The organism is Natrononativus sp. DTA114, from assembly GCF_059736515.1.
Genome location: NZ_JCASSN010000007.1, coordinates 1 through 20,992 on the forward strand (window position 1 = coordinate 1; position 20,992 = coordinate 20,992).

20 protein-coding genes are annotated in these 20,992 nt (G+C 66.3%); 6 read left to right on the forward strand and 14 right to left on the reverse strand.

What is annotated here, in order from left to right:
- Positions 1-195: 195 nt before the first annotated feature.
- Entirely contained in the window at positions 196-606 is a 411-nt protein-coding gene (locus AC6I6S_RS19635; protein ID WP_497952585.1) for a universal stress protein, read from the forward strand.
- Here AC6I6S_RS19635 and AC6I6S_RS19640 read toward each other — a convergent pair.
- Positions 603-1,136: a hypothetical protein gene (locus tag AC6I6S_RS19640; protein WP_497952587.1), complete on the reverse strand. Its 534-nt coding sequence runs from the start codon at positions 1,134-1,136 to the stop codon at positions 603-605. The two genes, AC6I6S_RS19635 and AC6I6S_RS19640, sit on opposite strands and share 4 nt — an antisense overlap.
- A gap of 108 nt (positions 1,137-1,244) precedes the next feature.
- On the opposite strand from AC6I6S_RS19640, the gene AC6I6S_RS19645 reads away from it, so the two are divergent.
- From AC6I6S_RS19645 to AC6I6S_RS19655, 3 genes are all read left to right on the forward strand, one after another.
- Entirely contained in the window at positions 1,245-1,550 is a 306-nt protein-coding gene (locus AC6I6S_RS19645; protein WP_497952589.1) for a MazG nucleotide pyrophosphohydrolase domain-containing protein, read from the forward strand.
- Between the two features lie 83 nt (positions 1,551-1,633).
- The gene (locus AC6I6S_RS19650) at positions 1,634-2,278 is read left to right on the forward strand and encodes a DsbA family protein (RefSeq protein WP_497952591.1); all 645 of its coding nucleotides are present in this window, start codon (positions 1,634-1,636) and stop codon (positions 2,276-2,278) included.
- 178 nt (positions 2,279-2,456) lie between these two features.
- A complete protein-coding gene (locus AC6I6S_RS19655) occupies positions 2,457-3,965 on the forward strand; it encodes an MATE family efflux transporter (protein WP_497952593.1) in 1,509 nt (502 codons plus the stop codon).
- Between the two features lie 17 nt (positions 3,966-3,982).
- On the opposite strand, the gene AC6I6S_RS19660 is transcribed toward AC6I6S_RS19655, so the two are convergent.
- From AC6I6S_RS19660 to AC6I6S_RS19670, 3 genes are all read right to left on the reverse strand, one after another.
- Complete coding sequence (locus AC6I6S_RS19660) at positions 3,983-5,029, reverse strand: S1C family serine protease (protein ID WP_497952595.1); 1,047 nt, start codon at positions 5,027-5,029, stop codon at positions 3,983-3,985.
- Between the two features lie 420 nt (positions 5,030-5,449).
- Positions 5,450-5,857, reverse strand: a complete 408-nt coding sequence (locus AC6I6S_RS19665; RefSeq protein WP_497952597.1) for a DUF4440 domain-containing protein — start codon at positions 5,855-5,857, stop codon at positions 5,450-5,452.
- A 789-nt stretch (positions 5,858-6,646) separates the two neighbouring features.
- Positions 6,647-7,873 (reverse strand): tyrosine-type recombinase/integrase, encoded by a 1,227-nt coding sequence (locus tag AC6I6S_RS19670; protein WP_497952598.1) that lies wholly within the window; start codon positions 7,871-7,873, stop codon positions 6,647-6,649.
- Positions 7,874-8,182: 309 nt separating this feature from the next.
- On the opposite strand from AC6I6S_RS19670, the gene AC6I6S_RS19675 reads away from it, so the two are divergent.
- A complete protein-coding gene (locus AC6I6S_RS19675; protein WP_497952600.1) occupies positions 8,183-9,700 on the forward strand; it encodes a hypothetical protein in 1,518 nt (505 codons plus the stop codon).
- A gap of 276 nt (positions 9,701-9,976) precedes the next feature.
- The gene (locus AC6I6S_RS19680) at positions 9,977-11,086 is read left to right on the forward strand and encodes a tyrosine-type recombinase/integrase (protein WP_497952602.1); all 1,110 of its coding nucleotides are present in this window, start codon (positions 9,977-9,979) and stop codon (positions 11,084-11,086) included.
- A 170-nt stretch (positions 11,087-11,256) separates the two neighbouring features.
- Here AC6I6S_RS19680 and AC6I6S_RS19685 read toward each other — a convergent pair whose 3' ends face one another.
- The 10 genes from AC6I6S_RS19685 to AC6I6S_RS19730 all read right to left on the reverse strand — a co-directional run bounded on the left by AC6I6S_RS19685 (position 11,257) and on the right by AC6I6S_RS19730 (position 20,981).
- Positions 11,257-12,336 carry a DUF354 domain-containing protein gene (locus AC6I6S_RS19685; RefSeq protein ID WP_497952603.1) on the reverse strand — a complete coding sequence of 360 codons (1,080 nt, stop codon included), beginning with the start codon at positions 12,334-12,336 and terminating at the stop codon, positions 11,257-11,259.
- Positions 12,337-12,338: 2 nt separating this feature from the next.
- Positions 12,339-13,433 carry a glycosyltransferase family 2 protein gene (locus AC6I6S_RS19690; protein WP_497952605.1) on the reverse strand — a complete coding sequence of 365 codons (1,095 nt, stop codon included), beginning with the start codon at positions 13,431-13,433 and terminating at the stop codon, positions 12,339-12,341.
- Positions 13,434-13,736: 303 nt separating this feature from the next.
- Positions 13,737-15,581, reverse strand: coding sequence for a Na(+)/H(+) antiporter subunit D (locus AC6I6S_RS19695; protein WP_497952606.1), 1,845 nt, complete (start codon positions 15,579-15,581; stop codon positions 13,737-13,739).
- Positions 15,571-17,406, reverse strand: a complete 1,836-nt coding sequence (locus AC6I6S_RS19700) for a proton-conducting transporter transmembrane domain-containing protein (RefSeq protein WP_497952608.1) — start codon at positions 17,404-17,406, stop codon at positions 15,571-15,573. The genes AC6I6S_RS19695 and AC6I6S_RS19700 overlap by 11 nt, the downstream gene beginning before the upstream one ends.
- Positions 17,407-18,996 (reverse strand): proton-conducting transporter transmembrane domain-containing protein, encoded by a 1,590-nt coding sequence (locus AC6I6S_RS19705; RefSeq protein WP_497952609.1) that lies wholly within the window; start codon positions 18,994-18,996, stop codon positions 17,407-17,409. It lies immediately after the preceding gene.
- Positions 18,989-19,372: a cation:proton antiporter subunit C gene (locus AC6I6S_RS19710; RefSeq protein ID WP_497952611.1), complete on the reverse strand. Its 384-nt coding sequence runs from the start codon at positions 19,370-19,372 to the stop codon at positions 18,989-18,991. The genes AC6I6S_RS19705 and AC6I6S_RS19710 overlap by 8 nt, the downstream gene beginning before the upstream one ends.
- Positions 19,365-19,895 (reverse strand): MnhB domain-containing protein, encoded by a 531-nt coding sequence (locus tag AC6I6S_RS19715; protein WP_497952613.1) that lies wholly within the window; start codon positions 19,893-19,895, stop codon positions 19,365-19,367. The genes AC6I6S_RS19710 and AC6I6S_RS19715 overlap by 8 nt, the downstream gene beginning before the upstream one ends.
- On the reverse strand, positions 19,895-20,443 hold the full coding sequence (locus AC6I6S_RS19720) for a DUF4040 domain-containing protein (protein WP_497952615.1): 549 nt from the start codon (positions 20,441-20,443) through the stop codon (positions 19,895-19,897). The genes AC6I6S_RS19715 and AC6I6S_RS19720 overlap by 1 nt, the downstream gene beginning before the upstream one ends.
- The gene (mnhG, locus tag AC6I6S_RS19725; RefSeq protein WP_497952617.1) at positions 20,440-20,769 is read right to left on the reverse strand and encodes a monovalent cation/H(+) antiporter subunit G; all 330 of its coding nucleotides are present in this window, start codon (positions 20,767-20,769) and stop codon (positions 20,440-20,442) included. Before mnhG ends, AC6I6S_RS19720 begins: the two co-directional genes overlap by 4 nt.
- A complete protein-coding gene (locus AC6I6S_RS19730; protein ID WP_497952814.1) occupies positions 20,766-20,981 on the reverse strand; it encodes a cation:proton antiporter in 216 nt (71 codons plus the stop codon). The genes mnhG and AC6I6S_RS19730 overlap by 4 nt, the downstream gene beginning before the upstream one ends.
- Between the last annotated feature and the right edge of the window lie 11 nt (positions 20,982-20,992).

The following is a 20,992-nucleotide window of genomic DNA, read 5'->3' on the forward strand; positions in this document are numbered from 1 at the left end:
TCCAGCGCTGCACCCGCGAGCGACCAGCGGGAGCGAGCGGCCTTTTTAGCGTAGATTTTTGCAAGCGGTTCGAGCGACCGTAGGGAGCGAGGACCCGCAGTAAAAAGGTACGTTTGCAGCCAGACTTTGCATCGCCTGAGTGGACCTCACAACTCGAGTCAAACCCTTTCACCGTCGGCCACGAACCGACTGGCAATGTACGATGCGATCCTCGTCCCGACCGACGGCCGCGAGAACACCGAGCGGGCGATCGAGGAGGCGATCGAACTGGCCCACGTCCACGACGCGACGTTGCACGCGCTGTACGTCGTCAACTCCGCGGCGATCGCGCCGGGAATCGACTTCGACGACCTCGAGGAGATCGGCGCCGAGGCGGTCGAATACGTCGCCGGCCGGGCGGCCGAAGCGGGAGTGACAACCGTCGAAACCGCCGTTACTCACGGACTGCGCCACCAGGCGATTCTCGACTACGCCGCGGAGAACGACATCGAACTGATCGTGATGGGGCGTCAGCGATTGCTCGAGCGGCTGTTCCGCGGCGGCACCTCCGATCGCGTCTCCGAGAAGGCTCCGGTACCAGTGCTGGTCGTCGAAGGAACGCGTTAGTCTCGGTCCTCGAGCGGGTCGTCGATCCAGTTGTAACACCGGTAGCTCGCGGGGTCGGCGTCCTCGGTGAGCATCGAAAGTGGGATGAAACCGGTCCCGGTCCGTGCGCCCGCTGCGGGACCGTCGGGATCGCTCGCGTGGGTCATGAGCTTCGCAGGTAGCTCGAGGGTGACCGAGAGGGTGCCGACGTGGTCGCCCGCGGCCTCGGGATCGCGCTCGAACGACATCGAAACCCCCTCGCAGCCGACGCCGAAGATGGCGTAGCCGTCGGGTGCCCGAACCGCGACGTCGTGGCTCGCGAGTCCGCCCGCGAGGTCGGCGAGCCACTCGCGGGTCGTCTCGCGATCCAGGTCGGCCTCGAGGGCGAACGAGCCGTCGTCGGCCATCGAGCCCGTCTCGAAGGCGAACTCCGGATACGCGAGCTCCTCGTCGGCGAGGACGTGATCGTCGGTGTCGGGGTCGGGTGGCGCTTCGGGAACCGAAATCCCGGCCGGACCGTCGTCCGTCTCGTCTGGCTCCTCCGCTGGCATTGGCTGGCGACTCTCGAGTCGGGATCGGGATAATCCCATCGGCTTGCCACAGGCCCGCTGTCAGCGATCGAACCGCTTTTTTCGCCAGCACGGAAACTCGAGTCCGGTATGGACGAGCAAGACCGCGTCGCGGCGTTCATCGAGTCCCACGAGATCGATAGCGAGCCCGAGTACCGGCTGCTCGACCTTCTCTCGGAGGTCGGCGAGATCGGAAAGGAGGTAAACGAGTCGACGGGCTACGGGGCGTCACCCGGGAACCTCGAGATCGCCCGGGACGAACTCGGCGACGCGCTGTTCTCGCTGCTCGCGCTCTGTGAGTCCGTCGACGTCGACGCCTCGGCGGCTCTCGAGGAAGCGCTCTCGAAGTACGAGGGGCGGCTCGAGGAAACCGGCTCGCCGGCGTCGGGTGAGTGAGGGGCGCCGCTGACCGGCGTCTTACAACGCACTCGACAGCGGTTCGACACCGCTAACCGTCCCCGGTCCCGTATCTCTCGCGTATGAACCGACGCTCGTTTCTCCGCGTCGCGGCCGGCACCACCGCTGCGGCGACGCTCGCGGGCTGTACCGCGCTCTTTCCGGCCTCGCTCCCCGACGAACTCGAGGGAACCGACGCGGACGAAAACCAGCTGCCGACGCCGACGCTCGGCGACGGCGACGTCACGGTCGACGTCTACGAGGACCTGGGCTGCCCCAGCTGTCAGCAGTTTCAGCGGTCCGTGATGCCGGAACTCGAGGCGGAACTGCTCGAGACGGAGCGAGCGACCTACCGCCACTTCGACTTTCCACTACCCGCCGACGATCTGTCAGTCGCCGCGGCGAACGCCGCGCGAGCCGTCCAGGCGGAGACGCGGACCGACGACGACTCGACCGGCCAGTTCTTCGAGTACAAGCGCGAGGTGATGGCGACCGAGGACTGGAGCGAGGACGTGTTCGTCCACCTGGCCAACGGCCAGGACGTCGATCCGGTCGCCGTCGAGGACGCCCTCGAGGCCGGGACCTACTACCCGACGCTCACCGCGGACTGGAACCACGGCGACGACAGGGGCGTCGACAGGACCCCGACCGTGCTCGTCGACGGGGAGGAGGTCGACGACCCGGGAGTCGCCGAAGAGATCATCGCTGCCGTGGACGAAGCGGAGTAACGCTCCTGCCGATACAACGGGCACACCCCTCTGCTAGCGACGGTTCCGAGTGCGGTCGCCATGTCCGGACCGACCTCGAGAGACGGAGCCGTGTGACAGTGTATCCAACCGGAACCGGTCCGGACTGCCGCCTGAGCAAGGTCTTTTTGTAGCGATTGATAAGCTCCGCCAGATTCTCGTGGGCCGAATTCCCAACCCGTTCCGACTGGCGATCCTCTGGATCGGGCTCGGGCTCGCTCGACTCGGCCTCATCGGGGCCGAGCGGGCGCGCCGGACCGCAGACCTCGCTTGGCCGCGCATCGTCACCGGGATCGCGCGGATGTCGAAGAACGCCGTCGACGTCGCGATGGTCGGCATCGCCGTCGGCTCGGCGGCGATCGCCGGCGTCGGCTTCGCCTCCCCGTTCTGGGGGCTCGCCTTCTCCGTCGGGGGCGGGATCGCCGGCGGCACCATCGCGCTCGTCTCCCAGCGCTACGGTGCCGACGCCTACGGCCAGCTCGGCCAGGCGGTTCGCTCGAGCGCCGTCCTCGTGCTCGCAATTTCGATGCCGATAACGGCGTTCTTCTGGCTGTACGCGACCGATCTCATCTCGCTGATCAGCGACAGTCCCGAAGCCGTCGAACTGGGGGCGACGTACCTGCGGATCGTGAGCCTGGGCATCCCGTTAGCAGGGCTGAACCTCATCGGGAGCCGGGTCTTCGTCGGAATGGACGACGCCTGGACGCCGATGGTCATCCGCGCCGGCGGCGCGCTCGCGAACATCGGGCTCAACGCCGCCCTCATCTTCTGGCTCGATATGGGGGTCGCCGGCGCGGCGCTGGGAACCGTCCTCTCGAACCTGGCGGTCACCGCGACCTTCGCCCTCGGACTGGTGGCGGGACGGCTCCCCGGCATCGGAACGTTCGACGTCGCCATCGACCCGCTCGGAACGTACATCCACGGGGAAACGTTGCGGGATCTGATCACTATCGGGCTCCCGGTGATGGGGCGAAACCTCGTCTGGACGATCGCCGAGTTTCCCATGCTGGCCGTCGTCGACATCTTCGGGCAGGATACGGTCGCCGCCTACGTCATCGCCCGGCGTATCTGGGGCGTCATGAACACCCCCGGGTGGGGCTTCGGCCTGGCCGCCTCGAGTCTGGTCGGACAGGAACTCGGAACGGGAGACGAAGCCGCCGCAGAGCGGTACGGCCGGGAGATCGTCAGGTTTGCGGTCGCGGTGTACGTCGTCTCGGCGACGATCGTCTTCGTCTTCGCCGAACCGATCACGCTCGCGTTCACGAACGATCCCGCCGAACTGTCGATTTCGACCGCGGTGTCGCTCGTCTACGCGGCCTGTATCGCCGTCGTCCTGCAGGGGGTCGCCGGCGGCGCCTCGGGGGCGCTCGACGCCACCGGCGACACGCGCTGGCCGTTCTACAGTCAGGCGCTGGGGATGTTCGGCTTCGCGATTCCGATCGCCTACCTCGGCGCGGCAGGTCTGTCGATCCCCGGCTTTACGCTGCCGCTGGTCGGGACGGCGGTTCCGGGGCTAACCATTCCCGCACTCGGCGTCGGCGCACTCTACGTCTCGTTCGTCGCAGAAACCGCCGTCCCGGCCGTGATCAACTACTACCGGTTCCTGAGCGGGAAGTGGAAGCGGATCAGCCGGGAGTACCGGCCCGAGACGCCTGCCGCCGACGACTGACGACACGACGACCGGGGTTACTCGGGATCGGGTCTGGCCTCGAGCGTTAGCTCGACCGTCTCCGGCTCCCCGTCGCGGACGATTTCGAGTGTAATCATCTCTCCGGGACTGGTTTCGAGCGCGAGGTACGCCGACAGTCGGTCCTGATTCGAGATCTCTTCGCCGTCGATCGCGACGAGAACGTCGGCACCGACTGGAACCGGATCGCCGTCCACGACCGCCATCCCGTCGGCCGCCTCGAGAACGCCGTCGGCGGGCGAGTCGGGAACGACCTCGAGGATCACCACCCCACCGCTGCGGTCCGTCTCGTAGGCGTTCGCCAGCAGCGGCGTGAACGGGGTTGCAGCGATCCCCAGATAGGAGTGCTCGTACTCACCCTGGTCGATCAGCGCCGGGGCGACACGCCGGACGAGCGCCGAGGGAATCGCAAAGCCGATGTTCCGCCCGCCGCCCGCGAAGACGACGCCGGCGACCTCCCCCTCGAGCGTCGCGAGCGGGCCGCCGCTGTTACCGGGGTTGACCGGAGCGTCGGTCTGGATCGCCGCGGGTATCGCAAAGCCGGCGGGACTCGGAAGCGATCGGTCGACCCCGCTCACGATACCCTGCGAGATCGAGGCGTCGAGCCCCAGCGGGTTCCCGAGCGCGACGACCGTCTGCCCGACCTCCGGCGCCGACTCCATGAGCGAAAGCGCCGCGACGTCCTCGAGATCGTCGACTTCGATGACCGCGAGATCGCTGTACGGATCGGCGCCAACGACCGTTCCGGAGCGCCACCGCTCGTCGGGAAACTGCAGGTCAACCTCGTCCGCGTCGCCGACGACGTGGTCGTTGGTGAGGACGTGGTCGTCGTCGTAGACGAACCCGGACCCGGTCGCGCCGCCCGGGCCAGCCGCCTCGAGGACCTGTACCAGGACCACCGAGTCGATCAGCTCCCGGTAGAGATCCACGTATGGTTCGTCTTCAGCGGCTGCAACTCCGTGTGTGGCGCTCGAGACGCCGCCAACACTCGCCACGAGCGTGATACCTTGGAGAACCCGCCGCCGACTCACTCGGTCGGAACGCATACCGAACGCACTCCCTCGAGCGAGTTAAAACGATCAGGGGTCCCGGGTCGTGTACGCCCGAAGCCGGTCAGGACTCACCGTCTCGTCAGATGGAGTGGACGCGCCGCCGTTCGGACGGTTGCGACAGAGGGGCGGGGCTGGTACAGCGATAACGCATGCCACGCGCCCGACGTCCGAGTGTGGCCGGTGGGGCACGCGCGGCACTTCGGTGGTGGTGGTTTCTCGAACGATTGCGACAGCCCCGAGGTCGGTCTGGCAGCCCCATCCCATTTAAACTCGAGGAACGGACGCTGCTCACCTGGCTGCTGCCCGCCGATGCCGCCATGTCGCTCCTAAGCCTGGCGTATGTCAGCGGAACGGTCGATGTGGCAGAACCGGGCGGGTGGCGACAGCTATGGTTGATTGTGCAGACGGACCGTGTTACCGCTCGAGCCACGTCTCGTGGAGGTCGAGCCACCGGAGGCCACCGGGAGCGTCCGGCGCGTCGCGAAACACCACCGTACTGATCCGCCCGGTCGTCTCGGTCGCCGCGTACTGCCACTCCTCGTAGCGAACGACCGCGTACGGTCCCATCTCTTCGATCAGTTCGACGTTGCGAATCTCGATCTCGAACTCGTCCGGTTCGTCGCGGCCGTGGGAGTCGCGGACGCCCTCGAGAACGGCCGCCCGGTCGTGGCGAACGCCGTCGGGCGTCACCATCTCGAACCCCGGACCGAGAGCCAGTTCCAGTCGCTCGAACTCGTCTTCGTCCCTCTCGCCGGCGTACCACGCGACGAAGAACTCGTGGAGCGTCTCGATCTCCTCGCGGCAACTCGAGTACGTTGGCACACGGAGACTCTGCCCCTGGTGATCAAAAATCTATCTTCCGAGCCGGTTGTGCTGTTCAGATTAGAGGGCGGCGGATCGAGGCGGTGAAACTTATGGAGTCTATGCCAGATACACCAGTTTCAGCAGTTCTGGGACAGAGACTCGGTGGCTTTGCGGAGCAACAGGCTGCGCCGCGTGAGCCGACGTCTCATCTCCACCGGCATCTGCGAGAGATAGTATACCCACACACCGTCTATACAGCAGATATTTCGGAGTCACGCGGAGCCGATCCGTCGCGCATAACAGGTACAGAAGCAAGCAACCCTCCGATTTCGAGACGAGCGCCACGGAAATCGGAACGCCGTCGAACGTATCATTTGGCGCAGAGGATTGGGTCCCCCTCGTTCGACAACTGTTCGAAACGCCGATCCGCAAATCGACGAAGCTGGCCGCAAAGCGTCGCACACTGCCGGAACAACCTAGTAAGAACAGTGCGACAACTGTCCACGCAAAGGTATATAGCCGGGCTCTTGTTAGACGGCGTATGGTTCGCTATGCGGCCGAGCGATGTTCCGACTGCGGCGGCAGAAAGATCGTTCGCACCGGTGGTTCCGTCTGGTGCCCAAACTGCGCGCTGTTTCAGCCGTCCCGGTAAGGTCGGCTCCGGTCGAATCACGTTCGGAGCCGGCGCGCTCACCGTAACAGCCAGTTTTCGGTGCGGGGTCACCCCGTATCGGTAGCTGCAACCACTCCCTGAATATCGAAGAACGCTCACCAGCAGCCCCGGACGATTGGTTCGGCGAGAATCCGTCAGTCGCTCGCGTCGAAGACGTCCTCGAGTCGCTCTCGCATGAACTCGCGGCGATACCGACGGCGTTCCCCTTCCGACAGGTAGTTTCTGAGGACGACAGACGGGTCAGTGCTGCCCTGCTCGTCCGCGATCGCGTCCAGATTCTCGAGGAGATCCGTCTGGCTCTCGAGATACGTCGTATACCAGAACCGCCGTCCGAGTTTCGACGTCGGGAGTTCGCCGTGGACGGAGACGCCCGCCCGCTCGGCGAGACGTTGAAATCGGTTTTGAACCGTCTCGCCCGTGATATGGCCCGCTTCGGCGGCCCTCGACGGAAAGAGATAGCCGTTCCACCGCCGATCTCTCGAGGCGAGCATCTCGAGGCGTGCGGCAAGCGCGTCGATCCCATAGAGGAGCGCGACAGTCCCTGGACCGTTCTTTCGCTCCTCGCCGAAGGCGATGTGTGGGTCGTCGCCCGCAAGCGCGAGCTGAGAGCGGTGTAACGCGGCGACCTCGTTGCGTCGAAGCCCCCACGCACACAGCCCGAGGACGACCAGTTCCTCGGTCGGCGACTCGACGGCACCGCGGAGCCGTCGCACCTGGTCGCTCGAGAGTGGCCGATTGTCCGGCTGTTCGCGTTTCCACGGAAACTCCTCGGTCAGATCCTCGACGGGATTGAACGCCGCCTTCGCCCGCCGCTCGAGGTGACTGTAGAACTGGTTTACCTCGCCGTAGTATTTCAGCTTCGAGGCGTCGCTCTCGAGGTCGCGGTGAAACTCGTCGAAGACGGCAATGGCGCGTTCGATCTCCGCCTGGTGGTTCGACGGGTCCGCCGCTCGAGTGACGAAATCGGCCTCGCCGTAGCGGTTCGCGTACACGCGGGCGTACTGTGCGAGCCGAGAGCGCTTCGTGTTGATCGTATTCTCCGCGAGGTCGTGTCTCCGCGAGCGCGAGCGGATGAACGCCTCGAGTTCGTCGATGGTGATTTCGTCCGTGATACCCCAGGGGTAGCCCGCCGGGGATGGGGCGTCGTAGCCAACCGTCTCGAGGAACTCCGAGAGGGTCATGTCGTGGTGCTCGCGAAGTGCGTAGGCGATGCCGGAGTAGCCCGCCTCGGTGATCTCTTCGTAGGTCGGGCGCGATCCGAGGTCGTGGCCGCGCCGCCCGAGTTCGACCTCGATTTCGGTGTTCCAGGTGCGCTGGAGCTCCTCGAGGGACATTCGCGACCAGTTGATTTGCTCGCTCATCAGCCCGTCCCCCCGAAGAGGCCAAGCCCTCCGGGTGTTGGGCGTTCTAAGAGGGCCATTTCTACACGTTCCGCTATTGCTGACAGTCACATAATACTATCGCTAATTCGCGTGTCGGGTTCGAGACACGCGAAATAAGCAAATTAGCGGCCGGTAGCACCGTCGGAGCCATAAATCGTATTCTGCGATATAGATTTGTCGGTGCGATCTCGTCCGGAAGCGGGGCCTATCGGGGAACGGGTTATTACATGTTCGTGTCAAATGGGATCTGTGACATCGGTGCTTTCGGTCCTTCGGACCGCACTATCCATGCGGCGGCTCCTCGCGGTCGCAACGGTCGTCGTTCTGCTCGAGGGACTGCTCCGATTCGGTCTGGTGACACTCCTCGAGCCCCTGTTCGGCGATCTCTGGCTACTCCTCGCGGCCGTCCTCTGGCCGCCCGTCGTCGCCGCGTTCGGTGCTGCAACGGTCGTCTCGACGGCACGCGACGCCGTGTGGGATGGAAGCTGCGGCCGCGCGCGACGCGAGCGCAGGGAGTGGCTGACGAAACGGGGGCCGGCGCTCGTCGTCCTCGCAGTCGCCGGTCACGGGATCGCCGTCATCGGCGGAATCGTCCTCTTTCTCCTGGTCGACACGCCGGGTCGGTACCTCCTCTACTGGGCCGGGTACGGAGAGCTGTTTACGTTCTTCGTCGTTACGTACGGACCGTTCGTCGGCGTCGCGATCGGTGCACTCGTTGCGTGGGTGATCCCCGCGGTCGCGGTCATCCGGATTTCGAACGGTGCGACCGTCATCGACGCGCTTCGGAGTGCTATCGTGGCACCCGTTTCGACGCCCCGTCGGCTGGGGTTGATTGCCCTCGGGAACCTCCTGTTCTCCGGATTCGTCGTCAGCGTCGCCCTTGGCGTGATCCGCTCGTCGGCCTGGATCGGAGCGACAGGCCTCGAGGCCGGCCCAGTCGATGCCGCCGGCGTGCCGTTTCTCCTCGGCGGGTTGGTGCTCGGAATCGGCGCCGTCGTGTGGTTCGCGGGAACCAGTGCACTCGCGTTCGACCGGTTTACGGTGCCGATTGAACCGACGGAAGGCAACGATCGATCACGGCAGCCCCTCCCAGTTGCACGGCTCGTGATCGCCGTTCTGGTCGTAACGGCGCTCGTCACGGCCGCCGGTGCGGTCAGAATGCACGAAGTGCGACCGATGGATACGTCACCGGAACCGCTACCGGACGATCCGGACGACCTGTACGCGACCGCACTCGAGAACACGGACCGAACGAGCCACGAATACCGGTGGCTGAACGTCTCGGACGAGGGTGAGGAGGTGGTATACGAGCTCCGAATCGACAGGGAGCAGCGTCGGCTGGCGACGACGCTCGACGGCGTCGACTCGTACTCCACTCACGGAACGTTTCTGTACGGGTACCCCCTTCCCGGCTACGCGATGCTGACGGAAGATCGGCTGCCGAAGCTCGGCGAGCCCTCATCCGATGTCGACAACTGGACCGTCGCGGCGGCGGACGACGGCGAGATTACGCTCGAACTCACCGATCCCGACGACGTTCACCTCGCTCTCACCGGCACAGACCTCGAGGAGTTCGCCGCCGACCCCGAGGTCCACGAGTCCCACGCCAGAATGACGATCGACACCGAACGGAAGACGCTCTCTCACGGCGAGTTTCGGCTGAACGTCTCCGACGCGGCGGCGCCGGACGAGAAGTACGACACCCACGTCGCCGTCGAGTACGACGTCGGGATCGAGGTCGATCGTCCGGACGAACTCGGCCCACTGAGCGCGGGGGAGTTGCTCTGGCGGCTGTTTGCCTACTAAGCCCGAACCTACCACGAGGTGGGTGCCTCGACCGGCGGACGCCCGCGATCGGAGCCAGTAACCGCGACTCGAATTTCATCGGCCTCGAGATTCCGGGCGGCCCCCTACCGAAAGGCAGATGTGGCGGGCGAGAGCAGTAGTGGCCAACCAGATGACCGACGACGGCTGTCACCGTACCAGGACGCCGCGCGACAGTCCCGTCAAGCGAACGAGGATCGACCGGACGACCGTGTTCGGACCGGCCAGAAACCGTCGCGTCCGGGAGGTGGGGAACCGGTGAGCGAGGTCGCTGTCCGGGACGCCGTCGCCGCCTACCTCCAGCGCAAGGCCGTCGGCGACCCGGACGGCCCCGGGGCGGGAACGTACGCCTCGAACGCCGAGTCGATCCTTCGGCGGTGGGCCGGCTGGCTCGAGGAGGACCACGATGTCACCGTGCTCTCCGACCTCGAGGCCGAGCACTGCCGCTCGTACGCGGCGATCCTCGAGGACCGAACCCGTTGCGGGGAGTACACCGCATCGACGGCCCGGACCTACTTCGCGGTCGTCCGGGCGTTCCTGTCGTGGTGCGTTCACGGCGGCCTGCTCGAGTCGAATCCCGCGACTGCCGGAGAGGCGGAACGACAGCTTCCGACGGCGAACGAGCAACCGAGCGAGGAGTTCTGGACGCGCGACCAGCGTCGGGCACTCGAAACGTTCGTCCGTGAACGGGCACTCGACACCGAGGACGGGAGTCGACACGAACGGCTCGGACGACTGCGCGAGTACGCGATGGTGGCAGTGCTCGCACACTCGGGCGTTCGCGGCGCGGAGCTGTTTCGCGTCTCCGAGGACGAGCGCCGAACCGGCGCGACCTGGGGAGACATCGACTTCTATACGGGAACGATTCGCGTCCTCGGGACGTCCCAGCGACTCGAGGACGTTACCCTTCCCGCGGCGGCCCGAACGCCGTTGCGTCGGTACCGCGTGGTGCTCGAGCCTCCGTCGAACGAGTGGCCGCTGTTTCCGACGCGTCACGCCCCGTCGATCGCCAGCCACGTTCGCGCGGGGCTCGCCGACCGCGGGTACGACGAGGACGCGGTCGACGCGATGTTCGAGACGGCGACAGCGATCGAACTCGCCCGGGAGTACGCCATCGCCCCGCCGGCGATCACGACCGAGGGCGCCCGCTCTATCCTGAAACGGCTCTGTGAGCAGGCCGACGTCGATATCGATGGGGAGTACCTGAAGCCACGGGGCGCTCGGCGCGGCATCGACGATCGGCGGTACCGCCGTGACGCGACGTCCTCACGGACCGGGCTGCGAACCTCGGTTGGCGAACGGGCCATCACCGTCATCGAAGATCACGGCGGCGGACCCGGATCGAACGGGTCCGAAGAGGACCACTGAGTTCACTCGGCGCGAGAATATGGAACACCCAACCGCGTCTGCAACGGCTTAGGCGGCCGATAGTAATACGCCGGGACGCCGAGAATTAGATCGGTTCCGACGTGGAGCCAGGGCGGCACACACGCGCAATCGAGGTACCCACACCTTACCCGCCGCCCAAATCTCTCTCGTTACTGTAGCGCAGCCGTTCGCCGAAGTTCCCCGTGCGTCGAGAATCCAGCCTGCGCACGGAGTAGATCCACGACGAACGATGCGACGTCGATCTTCTCCGTGATCAACTGCTCCCGGCGGCGAGCCCACGCCTCGGGCGTCGACGGATCAGTCACCAGTTCTTCGACCGCGTCGATCGCTTCGTCCTCGTCGGGGGTCGAGCGAAGCAGATCGTACGTCTCCTGTAACTCGATGAAGTTACTCATATCCCGATCGCGTCCGGCGAACGACTGGACGCGGACCGCGGGCGTACCGAGCACGGCCGCCTCGGTCGCCATCGTCGCGGAATCGCCCGCGTAGCAGTCGGCGTAGTAGAGCAGGTCGTGGACGAGATGGGGTGGAACCGGCAATCGGTAGGGCTCGAGATCCGACGGCAGTTCGTCGGTGCTGGTGATGTACACCTCGCCGTGGTCGTCGAGCAGGGAGACGAGCCGTCGCTTCCCCTCGGGCGAGAGGCCGAGTTCACCGACGTCGTGAAGCGCGTCCCACTTGCGAAAGCGAAGCAGGAAGTACCGGTCGTCGGGGTCGACACCGTGAGCGCGGAGACGGTTCGGATCGGGATCGAACCGGTCGGGGTGGAGGTAGGCGAGTTCGTGATAGCCGTCGTACCGGACGTGTTTCTCCCCGTAGTCGTCCTCGAAGCGCTGGGGCGTACAGACCGCGTGGGCGAACGGCGTCGTGATACGGTGGGAGCTGACTCCCTCGTTGTCGATGAAGACGACGCTCTTCGCGCCGACCAGCGGGGCGACGTGGGAGACGGCAACGCCGCCGATCGCGGTCATCACGTCGGGATCGATCCGACGCGCCCGTCGGAGGAGTCGCGCCTCGTAAGTGAGCTGGATCCGTGCGAGCCCGGCGAGGGAGTCCTGGACGCCCGCGAGCACCTCGTGGGGAATCCCGTACTCCTCGAGCAGCGGCACCGCGACGTCGTTCTCGCGGGCGAAGACGAACACCTCGTGGCCCTCCGTTTCGAGGAGGTCGATCACGTTCCGGTAGAAGTGAACGTGTGCCGGATGCTGGATGGTGACGATAACGCGCATCGTTACCGGACCTCCACCACCGTCTCCGCGTTCTCCTCGCGGTCGAACGCCATCGCCAGCAGGACACTCAGCGCGGAGAGTACCAGCAGCACCAGCGAGGCCATCACTCGCTCGGTGCGGGAATCGGCGCCGGAGCGGGCGGCCGCTGCCGCGCCGACGCCGGCCAGAGCGACCCCGCTCGCGGCGACGCCAAGCGCGTACAGCAGCGCGAGCGGATGGAAGTTCCGTAACACGTACTTGCGCTCGAGCCGACGGACGAACCCGCACAGAAGCAGCCACGAGAGTCGCGGAACGAACGACCGGTAGCGGATGTGACTCTGCTCGTCACCGTAGACGGCCGGCATGGCGACGTCGGCGATCCGGACGTCCTGGGTGTTCAACGCGACCAGCAAGTCGTTCGCGAAGCCGTACCCGTCGTACAGCCGGTCGAGGTCGACGGCCTCGAGCGCCTCCCGCGAAATCACCGTGTAGCCGTTCTGCGGATCCATCATCCCCCAGTAGCCGCTGGCGATTTTCGTCAGCAGCGTCAGCGTGACGTTGCCGAACAGCCGAAATCGAGACATATCCCGCGCGTCACCGTCGGAGAGGCGGTTTCCCTTCGCGTACCCCGCCCGCCCGTCGACGACGGGCTCGAACAGCCGCTCGAGCTGATCCGGGTCCATCTGGCCGTCGCCGGCCATCACCGCCACGGCGTCCATCTCGTCGGCAAGCGCGTGCTCGTAGCCGGTCGTGATTGCCGCGCCGACGCCACGGTTGCGCTCGTGTCTGATCGGGACGACGACCGGTCCCTCGGTTGCCCCACCGTCCGCAACGGCGTCGTCACCGCTCGTCGTCCGGTGGCCGTTCGGCTCGCTCCGGGGAGAGTGAACGGGGTCGTTTGTCTCGTCTACCGAATCCGGACGGGTGTCGGCGGCCTCGGCTCCGACGCCGTTTCGCCGGGCGTGGTCGCGTATCTCCGCCCACGTGCCGTCGGTCGAGCGGTCGTCGACGGCGTAGACGCGGTCGACGAACGACGGAACAGTGTCGATAACGTCGCCGACGAACCCCGCCTCGTTGTACGCTGGGACGACGACGGCGACGGCGTGATCTTCGTACACGAACGTCACCCCGGGGTCGCGGTCGTGTCTCGGATCCTCTGTGCCAGGGCCGGCTGTGTGGATAGAGCGTTCGCCCTCATCTATGCCGCCAGACCCTCTCTCGTGTAATTGTTATTCGACGCGTGTCCGGCGGTAGTTTCGGGCTAGCCTCGTGGGGACGGTGACCCGACGGCGAGTGCGAGCGGACGAGAGAGTCGCCAGCGCTCGAGCTATGCTGCCACCGGCGGACGGGTTCCAGGCGGATGTCTTCGCGGAGTATCCCGGTCGTACTGAACGGTAACGGGAGCCAACAGCGGCCGAAAATCAGACGAGCAGCCAGAGAACGACCGTCAGAATGACGGTCAACAGGAGCACCGTCAGCCCGATGCTCGCTCGCAGGTGGATCGTCGACGGGCGGCCGCCGTCGGCCGGGCGGCGCTCGTCGACCTCGACGACCCAGTTCGGCAGTCGCCGGGCAGTGCTGTCGACGGCCAGGGCGGGGTTGTTGCCGGCCCAGTAACACCGGCGGACGAGGGAAACGGCGGCGGCGTCGACCGCGGCGTAGGTTTCCGTCACGGCGCGCATCGAGGCGCGTCCGAGGTAGAACGTCGCCGGGTTGACGACCAGCGCCGGATCCGCGTAGTCGAGTTTCGACAGCGGCTTGCGGATGAGCCTGAACCCAATCACGGAGACGACGATCAGGATCAGCGCATCCCGAAGGTGGCTGAAGCTGTAGGGGTCGAGGAACTGGTCCTCGCCGCCGGGGCCGAGGAACTGCGTCCCGTCGATCAGCGGCAACAGATCGGCGAACACCGGCCAGCCGAGCGCCGGCAGGCCGAGGAGCAGACACGCGCCGCCCACCGAGAGCATCGAGACGCTCTGGCCGGGCCTCGAGTCCGGTACAGAGCGGTCGGCAGGCCCGTGGAGGAAGACGTAGTAGCCGAGTTTGATGAACGAGAGGAACGTGCCGATAGCGCCGAGAAAGAGCAGCCAGTACAGTGCCTGGTACTCCGAACCGCCGTAGTAGTGCGGGTTCGCGGCGTCTAAGATCATCCCCTTGCTGATGAAGCCGCTGAAGCCGGGGACGGCGGTAATGGAGAGTGCGCCGATAGCGAACGCGACCGCCGTGATCGGCATCTCCTTCCAGAGCCCGCCGAGTTTGTAGAGATCGTTCTCGCCCGTGCGGTAGATGACGACGCCGACGGCCATGAACAGCAGGCTCTTGTAGAGGATATTGTTGAACAGGTGGCCCATCGCGCCGGCGACGCCGATTGCGGTGCCGATCCCGATGCCGGCGACCATGTACCCCAGCTGGGCCTGGATGTGATAGGAGAGTAGCGCGCGCATGTCGTGCTGGAGCAGCGCGAAGACGACGCCGTAGACGGCCATCAGCCCGCCCATGTAGGCGAGCCAGAGGTGGCCCTCGGGGAACGCCCGATACAGGATCAGCGCGCTCGTCTTCGTCGTAAACGCCGCGAGGAAAACCGAGGCGGCGAAGTGGGGTTGTGGGTAGGTGTCCGGCAGCCAGGTGTGGAAGCCGATGAAGGCGACGTTCACGCCGATCCCCAGCACGGCGAGGATCGCGGGGATCCCCGGCCCGATGCCGACGTCGCCGTCGACGCCCGCGCCGTAGAGGAACGAGCCCTCCTGAGCGTAGTGGGCGATCACCGCGAACAGCACCAGGCTCCCGCCGATCCCGTGGGCGATGGCGTATCGGTAGCCCGCCCGCACCGCGGTGCCGCCGTAGTGCCAGACGAGCAGCGTGCTCGTCACCGCCATGATCTCCCACATGAAGACGAGGGTGAGCCAGTCGCCCGCGAAGACGGCCCCGATGGCGCTCGAGACGTAGGCGAGTGCGAAGGCGGCCATCACGCTGGTGGCCTCACTCGAGTAGGCGTAGATCACGGCGAAGGTGCCGAGGAAGCCGAGCCCCAGCGCCACGAGCCGCGTGAAGCCCTCGTCGTCGATGTAGAACGGCTGGACCTCGAAGCCGAGGAAGGTGCCGCTCAGAAGCGCCCCCTCGGGCGCGAACAGTGCGATTGCGGCGACGCCGACGAGGCTGAGCGCCCCGAACGCGAAGCCGATCGCGCGCGGGAGGACGAGGATCAACAGTGCCGCGGCGAACACCAGCAGCGGCGGGTAGACCATCGATAGAGCCTCAGTTTCCATCGAGGATCACCTCCCCGGTCGCCTCCTCGACGATGTAGCCGACCAGCTCGAGGAAGACGGCGTAGTCGGGAACGAGTCCCAGGACGACCGCGCCCGTAATGATGACCGTAATCGGCATGAGCATGAGCCAGGTGCTCTCCGTGAACGGCGAGTGGCGAACCCAGCCGCCCTCCGGCGGCCCGCCGTGGTGGTGGTCGCCGTGGTCGTGGTGGTCGTCGGCGTGGCCCTCGTGACTCGTCTCATCCTCAGTGGTGTGGTCGCTCGGATACCTGTCGACAGCATACTCGTACTCCTCGTCGTCCGTGTCGTCCGCGGCGTTTCCACCGTCGGTCGCGAGCTGTCCCGCGGCGATGCCGTAGGATTCGATCCGACCGCCGAGCGGGAACTCGAGCAGCGGTTTGGCGTCGTGGCGGTCCTCGCTCTCGAAGAACGCGGTGTAGACGACCGGCCAGAGGTAGGCGATGTTGAGCACGCCCGAGACGATCAGGGCGGTCGCGAACCACCAGTAGGCGCCGCCGATGGAGCCGGCTCCGATCAGCAGGTAGAGCTTGCTGACGAAGCCGGCGAGCAGCGGGATGCCAGCCATGCTGGCCGACCCCAGCGCGAAGGCGGACATCGTCAGCGGCATCCGCTTGCCGATGCCGGCCATCTCGCTGACGTAGTCGGTGTGCGTCTCGACGTGGACCGCTCCCGCACAAAAGAACAGGGTGAGCTTCCCGAACGCGTGGGCGGGAATGTGCAACAGCGCCCCGAAGACCGCGAACGGGTTGAGCATCGAGAGCCCCAGCACGATATAGGAGAGCTGGGCCGTCGTCGAGTACGCCAACCGGCGTTTGAGGTGGTCCTTTCGGAGCGCGATGATGCTCGCCGCGGTGAGAGTGAAGGCAGCGAGAACGGCGATCGGGATGTTCAGCCCGACCTCACCGACGACGGGAACGGTCAGTGGAAGCTCGCGGATCGTGTCGACGCCGAATACCTCGAGGATCACCCGCGCGACCCCGAAGGCGCCGGACTTGACGACCGCCACCGCGTGGAGCAGCCCGGAAACGGGGGTGGGCGCCACCATCGCGTCGGCGAGCCACGAGTGAAGCGGCATCACGGCCGCCTTCACGCCGAAGCCGGCGATCAGGAGGTAGAAGGCCGCCTGGGCGATCGTCGGATCGGCCGCGGCCGCGTCCGCGAGGGCGCTCATCCCGCCGGCCTCGAAGGTGAGGGTCGCCCCCTCGGGTCCGTGCATCTCGGTGAGCCAGTAGACCAGCACGGTCCCGGCGAGCAGGAACACCCCGCCGCCGAAGAACGTGTAGGTAAGGTACTTCCGGCCCGCGATCCGGGCCTCGCTATCCTCGTTGTGAGCGACCAGCGGGTAGGTGACGAGGCTCAGCAGTTCGTAGAAGACGAAGATCGTGAGCAGGTTCGAGGCGAACGCGATCCCCACGGCCGTCGACAGGCTGGCCGCGAAGGAGGCGAAGAAACGCGTCTGGGCGTGTTCGTCGAGCCCGCGCATGTAGCCCGCCGCGTAGAACGAGGTGAAGATCCAGAGGAAACTCGCGAGCAACGCGAACAGCAGGCCGAGCGGGTCGGCGCGAAGCGCGAAGTCGATGCCGAAGACGAAGTCCCAGCCGGTACTCTCCGCGAGGCTCCACTCGTAGACGGTGCCGTCCATCACGCCGGGGATCATGCTCGCGACGATGCCGAACTTTGCGAGCGCGGCCAGCACGGACCAGCCTTCGCGGACGTTCGGATGACGGTGCGACGCGACGATGAGGACGACCGCGATCGCCGAGACGAGCACGGCGGCCAGCGGCAGGATAGATTCTTCAGTCATCTAGTTGAACACCTCCGAGGTGAACGGCTCGAGCAGGTCGAAGAACGCGTCACCCGCGAAGCCGAGGAGGACGGCCGTGATCGCCGCGAGGACGAGCAGCGCGAGCATCTCCGCGGTGACGGCCGAGGGTCTGCCCCTTCCCACGTCGTTGCGAACCGTCGGGGGCGTATTCTCACCGCTGTCGGGGCGGTCACCACCTTCGCCGCCGTCGGTCGCGATCCCCGGCGGGTGGGGGGATTCGACGGGCGTTGGTGGGGTGAAGTACATCTTCTCGAGCAGCCGTGCGGCGTACGCGAGCGTGAGCATCGTCGAAAGGAAGATGACGAGGGCGACCGACCAGGCCTGGGCCTCGATCGCGCCGACGGCGATGTACCACTTGCCGACGAAGCCGGCCGATGGCGGGATGCCGATCAGCGCGATCAGCAACACGGCCATCGAACCGGCGGCGACCGGCCGGCGGCCGGCGAGGCCCGCGTACTCGTCGACGGTACGCGCACCGTAGCTGAGCGCGATCACGGCCGCGGCGAGGAACAGCCCCGCTTTCAGCATGCCGTGACCGATCAGGTGGAAGACCGCACCGACGAACGCCGTCTGCGTGACCAGCCCGTAGGCGGCGACGATCAGCCCGAACTGGGCAACCGAGGAGTAGGCGAACATCCGCTTGACGTCCTGCTGGATCACCGCGAGGATGCTACCCGCGAGGACGCTCACCGAACCCACGACAACGACGATCTCGGTCGCGTACGGCGTCGCGAGGAGGAACTCGGGGCCGAAGACGTCGTACATGATCCGCCCGAGCGCGTAGGCGGAGACGGTCGAGACGAGCGCCGCGATCAGCGGCGTCACGCCGTCGGGCGCGTGCTGGTAGGCGTCGGGCTGCCAGGTGTGCAGCGGCCACTGTGCGACCTTGATCGCGAAGCCGATGAAGATGAACGCGAAGGCGGCGTGCAGCAGCGTCAGGTCGCCGCCGCCGGCCTCGGCAACCTGCGGAATCGCCCCCCCGAGCACCTCCATGTTCAGCGCGCCGGTCGCCATGAAGAGGAAGCCGACGCCGATCAGGTACAGCGATGCACCCAGCGTCCCAAGGATGAGGTATTTGAGTGCTGCAACGGCCGACTCGGGACCGTCACCGCTAGCGATCATGGCGTAGGTCGCCAGGCCGACGATCTCGAGGAAGACGAACATATTGAAGACGTCGCCGGTCAGCGAAAGTCCGAGCAACCCGCCGACGAGCAAGAGGTAGCCGGCGTAGAACGTGTTCCCCCGCGGACCTCCTGCACGCGTAAAGAGCAACACGGCAGCAGCGGTGGCGGTGACGATCAGGACCATCAGCACGGAGAACTCGTCGGCGACGAGTTCGATGCCGATCCCCTGGAGTTCGTCCCAGCCACCTAGCACGTGGACGACGCGACCGGTTTCGTAGACGACACCCGCTAGGTAGACCGCCGCGGCGAACAGCGTGGTGGTCGTCACCGCGGCGACCGACCAGCCGGTCCGGGCGTACCGCAGACCGAGCGCGACCGGCACGGCCGCCAGCAAGATCGGAACCGCGACCAGCAGCGCCGGCAACAGTTCGGCGAGTTCACTCATCGGCGCGCACCTCCCGGAGGGTGTCCTCTCGAAGCGTCCCGTACTCCGCGTAGATGCGGATGATGAGCGCGAGGCCGACTGCCGTCAGCGCGATGCCGACGACGATGGCGGTTAAGACGATCACGTGGGGAAGCGGGCTGGCCATCGCGAGTTCGCCGGGGTTCGGATCGGCCGGAACGACCGGCGCCTTCCCGCCCTCGACGTAGGCGACCGCGACGAAGAACAGGAAGATCGCGGTCTGGAAGAGGTTGACCCCGATCAGCTTCTTGACGAGGTTCTGGCTCGCGATCATCATGTACATCCCGATCCCCATCAGGACGAACATGAGCGCGTAAGCGTACCGCGTGGCGAGCACCTCGAGTGCGCCCTCAATCATCGTCTCTCACCTCCGATCCGCCGTCGGCGTCCGAGCGGCCGGAGCCCCCGTCGGTGCGGGTGCGCCGCTCGGGGGTAAAGCCGGCCGCCATCGCGAAGAACAGCGTGATGACGACGCCGGCGACGATCAGCGCGACGCCGCCGACTTCGATCGCCTCCATCCCCCAGTAGTGGGCGATGCCGAACGCCTCCTCGAACGCCCGGTACTCGAGGAAGTTGTAGCCGAGCGCCATCGTGGCGAAGCCGGTGGCGATGAAGATGGTGACGCCGCCGGTGACGAGGCCGACGACCAGCGAGTTCTGCAGCCACTGGCGGGTGGGTTCGATGCCGAAGGCGAAGGCGAGCATCAACACCGTGACGCCGATGATGGCGCCGCCCTGGAAGCTCCCGCCGGGGGTGTCGGCGCCGTGGAACGTCATGAACAGCCCGTAGGTGAGCGTGAACGGGGCGATGATCTTCACGGCGGTCAGGATGACCTGGCTCTCGGTGTACGTGTCGTCGTAGTTGTGACCGTCAGAACTCATCAGGTGAACACCTCCCGTTTCAGAACGAGAAGAACGGCGAGTCCCGCCGCAAAGACGACGACGGCCTCGCCGAAGGTGTCAAACCCACGATAGGATGCCAGCACCGCACTCACGGCGTTCTGGGCGCCTGTATCGGCGTAGGTGTTCTGGACGTAGTAGAGCGATGGGGTTTCGGAGAGCACGCCGCCACCCCAGATCGGGGCGTCCGAATCGCCGACCGCGTACATCTCCGGCAGTAACGTCAGGAGCACGAGGACGAACGCGCCGGCGGCGATCACGCCCGCCACGTTGATCGACTCGAACAGTTTGTCGGTCGAGGGGCGGGTCGTCCGCGCGATCGTCAGCAACAGCAGGATCGTCGTCACGCCGGCGCCGATGGCGGCTTCGGTCATCGCGACGTCGGGTGCGAGCAGATAGGTGTAGAGGATCGCCATCCCGAGGCTGTAGGCGCCGAAGACGACGATCGCCGAGAGCACGTCCCGGAACAGCGCCGTGGCGACCGCGGTCGCGAGGATGAACACAACGAGGGTGTAGGCGACGGCGCTCATCGGCTCTCACCCTCCTCGTCGTCGGCGGTCCAGGGCTCGATCCCGGTCTCCGCGGCCGAGCGGGCGATCGCGTGGGCTGCGGTCGGATTGGTGATGAACACGAAAAACAGCAGGAGGACGGTGTACACCGTCGCGTGCTGCCAGCCGAGCGCGATCGCGACCGCTGCGAGGGCGAGACCGGCCCCCAGGGTGTCAGTCTGGGACGCGGTGTGGGCGCGAGCGTAGACGTCCGGGAGGCGGATGACGCCGACCGCCGAGACGAACGTGAAGAACAGACCGAAGATGACCAGGACGAGGATCGCCCAGAGCCGGATCGTCTCGATCACAGCACACCACCCCGTTCGACGGTGAACTTCGAAATGGCGATCGACATCAGGAAGTTCAGCAGCGCGTAGATCAGCGCGATGTCGAGAAACCACGGCTCGTCGAGGCCGGCGGCGAGCAGCGCGAGGATGACAACGGTGTTCGTCCCGAGGACGTTCACCGCGAGCAGGCGGTCCTGCGTGGTCGGCCCCGCGACCGCCCGGTAGAACATCATGATCGCGAGCA

Excerpts from the sequence above, each read along its gene's own strand:
- AC6I6S_RS19675 (WP_497952600.1), top strand. The coding sequence starts at position 8,183 with ATGCGGCGGCTCCTCGCGGTCGCAACGGTCGTCGTTCTGCTCGAGGGA.
- AC6I6S_RS19635 (WP_497952585.1), top strand. The coding sequence starts at position 196 with ATGTACGATGCGATCCTCGTCCCGACCGACGGCCGCGAGAACACCGAG.
- AC6I6S_RS19700 (WP_497952608.1), bottom strand. The coding sequence starts at position 17,406 with ATGACTGAAGAATCTATCCTGCCGCTGGCCGCCGTGCTCGTCTCGGCG.
- AC6I6S_RS19720 (WP_497952615.1), bottom strand. The coding sequence starts at position 20,443 with ATGAGCGCCGTCGCCTACACCCTCGTTGTGTTCATCCTCGCGACCGCG.
- AC6I6S_RS19685 (WP_497952603.1), bottom strand. The coding sequence starts at position 12,336 with ATGCGCGTTATCGTCACCATCCAGCATCCGGCACACGTTCACTTCTAC.
- AC6I6S_RS19730 (WP_497952814.1), bottom strand. The coding sequence starts at position 20,981 with ATGATGTTCTACCGGGCGGTCGCGGGGCCGACCACGCAGGACCGCCTG.
- AC6I6S_RS19650 (WP_497952591.1), top strand. The coding sequence starts at position 1,634 with ATGAACCGACGCTCGTTTCTCCGCGTCGCGGCCGGCACCACCGCTGCG.
- AC6I6S_RS19645 (WP_497952589.1), top strand. The coding sequence starts at position 1,245 with ATGGACGAGCAAGACCGCGTCGCGGCGTTCATCGAGTCCCACGAGATC.
- AC6I6S_RS19695 (WP_497952606.1), bottom strand. The coding sequence starts at position 15,581 with ATGGAAACTGAGGCTCTATCGATGGTCTACCCGCCGCTGCTGGTGTTC.
- AC6I6S_RS19715 (WP_497952613.1), bottom strand. The coding sequence starts at position 19,895 with ATGAGTTCTGACGGTCACAACTACGACGACACGTACACCGAGAGCCAG.
- AC6I6S_RS19710 (WP_497952611.1), bottom strand. The coding sequence starts at position 19,372 with ATGATTGAGGGCGCACTCGAGGTGCTCGCCACGCGGTACGCTTACGCG.
- AC6I6S_RS19660 (WP_497952595.1), bottom strand. The coding sequence starts at position 5,029 with ATGCGTTCCGACCGAGTGAGTCGGCGGCGGGTTCTCCAAGGTATCACG.
- AC6I6S_RS19640 (WP_497952587.1), bottom strand. The coding sequence starts at position 1,136 with ATGCCAGCGGAGGAGCCAGACGAGACGGACGACGGTCCGGCCGGGATT.
- AC6I6S_RS19705 (WP_497952609.1), bottom strand. The coding sequence starts at position 18,996 with ATGAGTGAACTCGCCGAACTGTTGCCGGCGCTGCTGGTCGCGGTTCCG.
- AC6I6S_RS19670 (WP_497952598.1), bottom strand. The coding sequence starts at position 7,873 with ATGAGCGAGCAAATCAACTGGTCGCGAATGTCCCTCGAGGAGCTCCAG.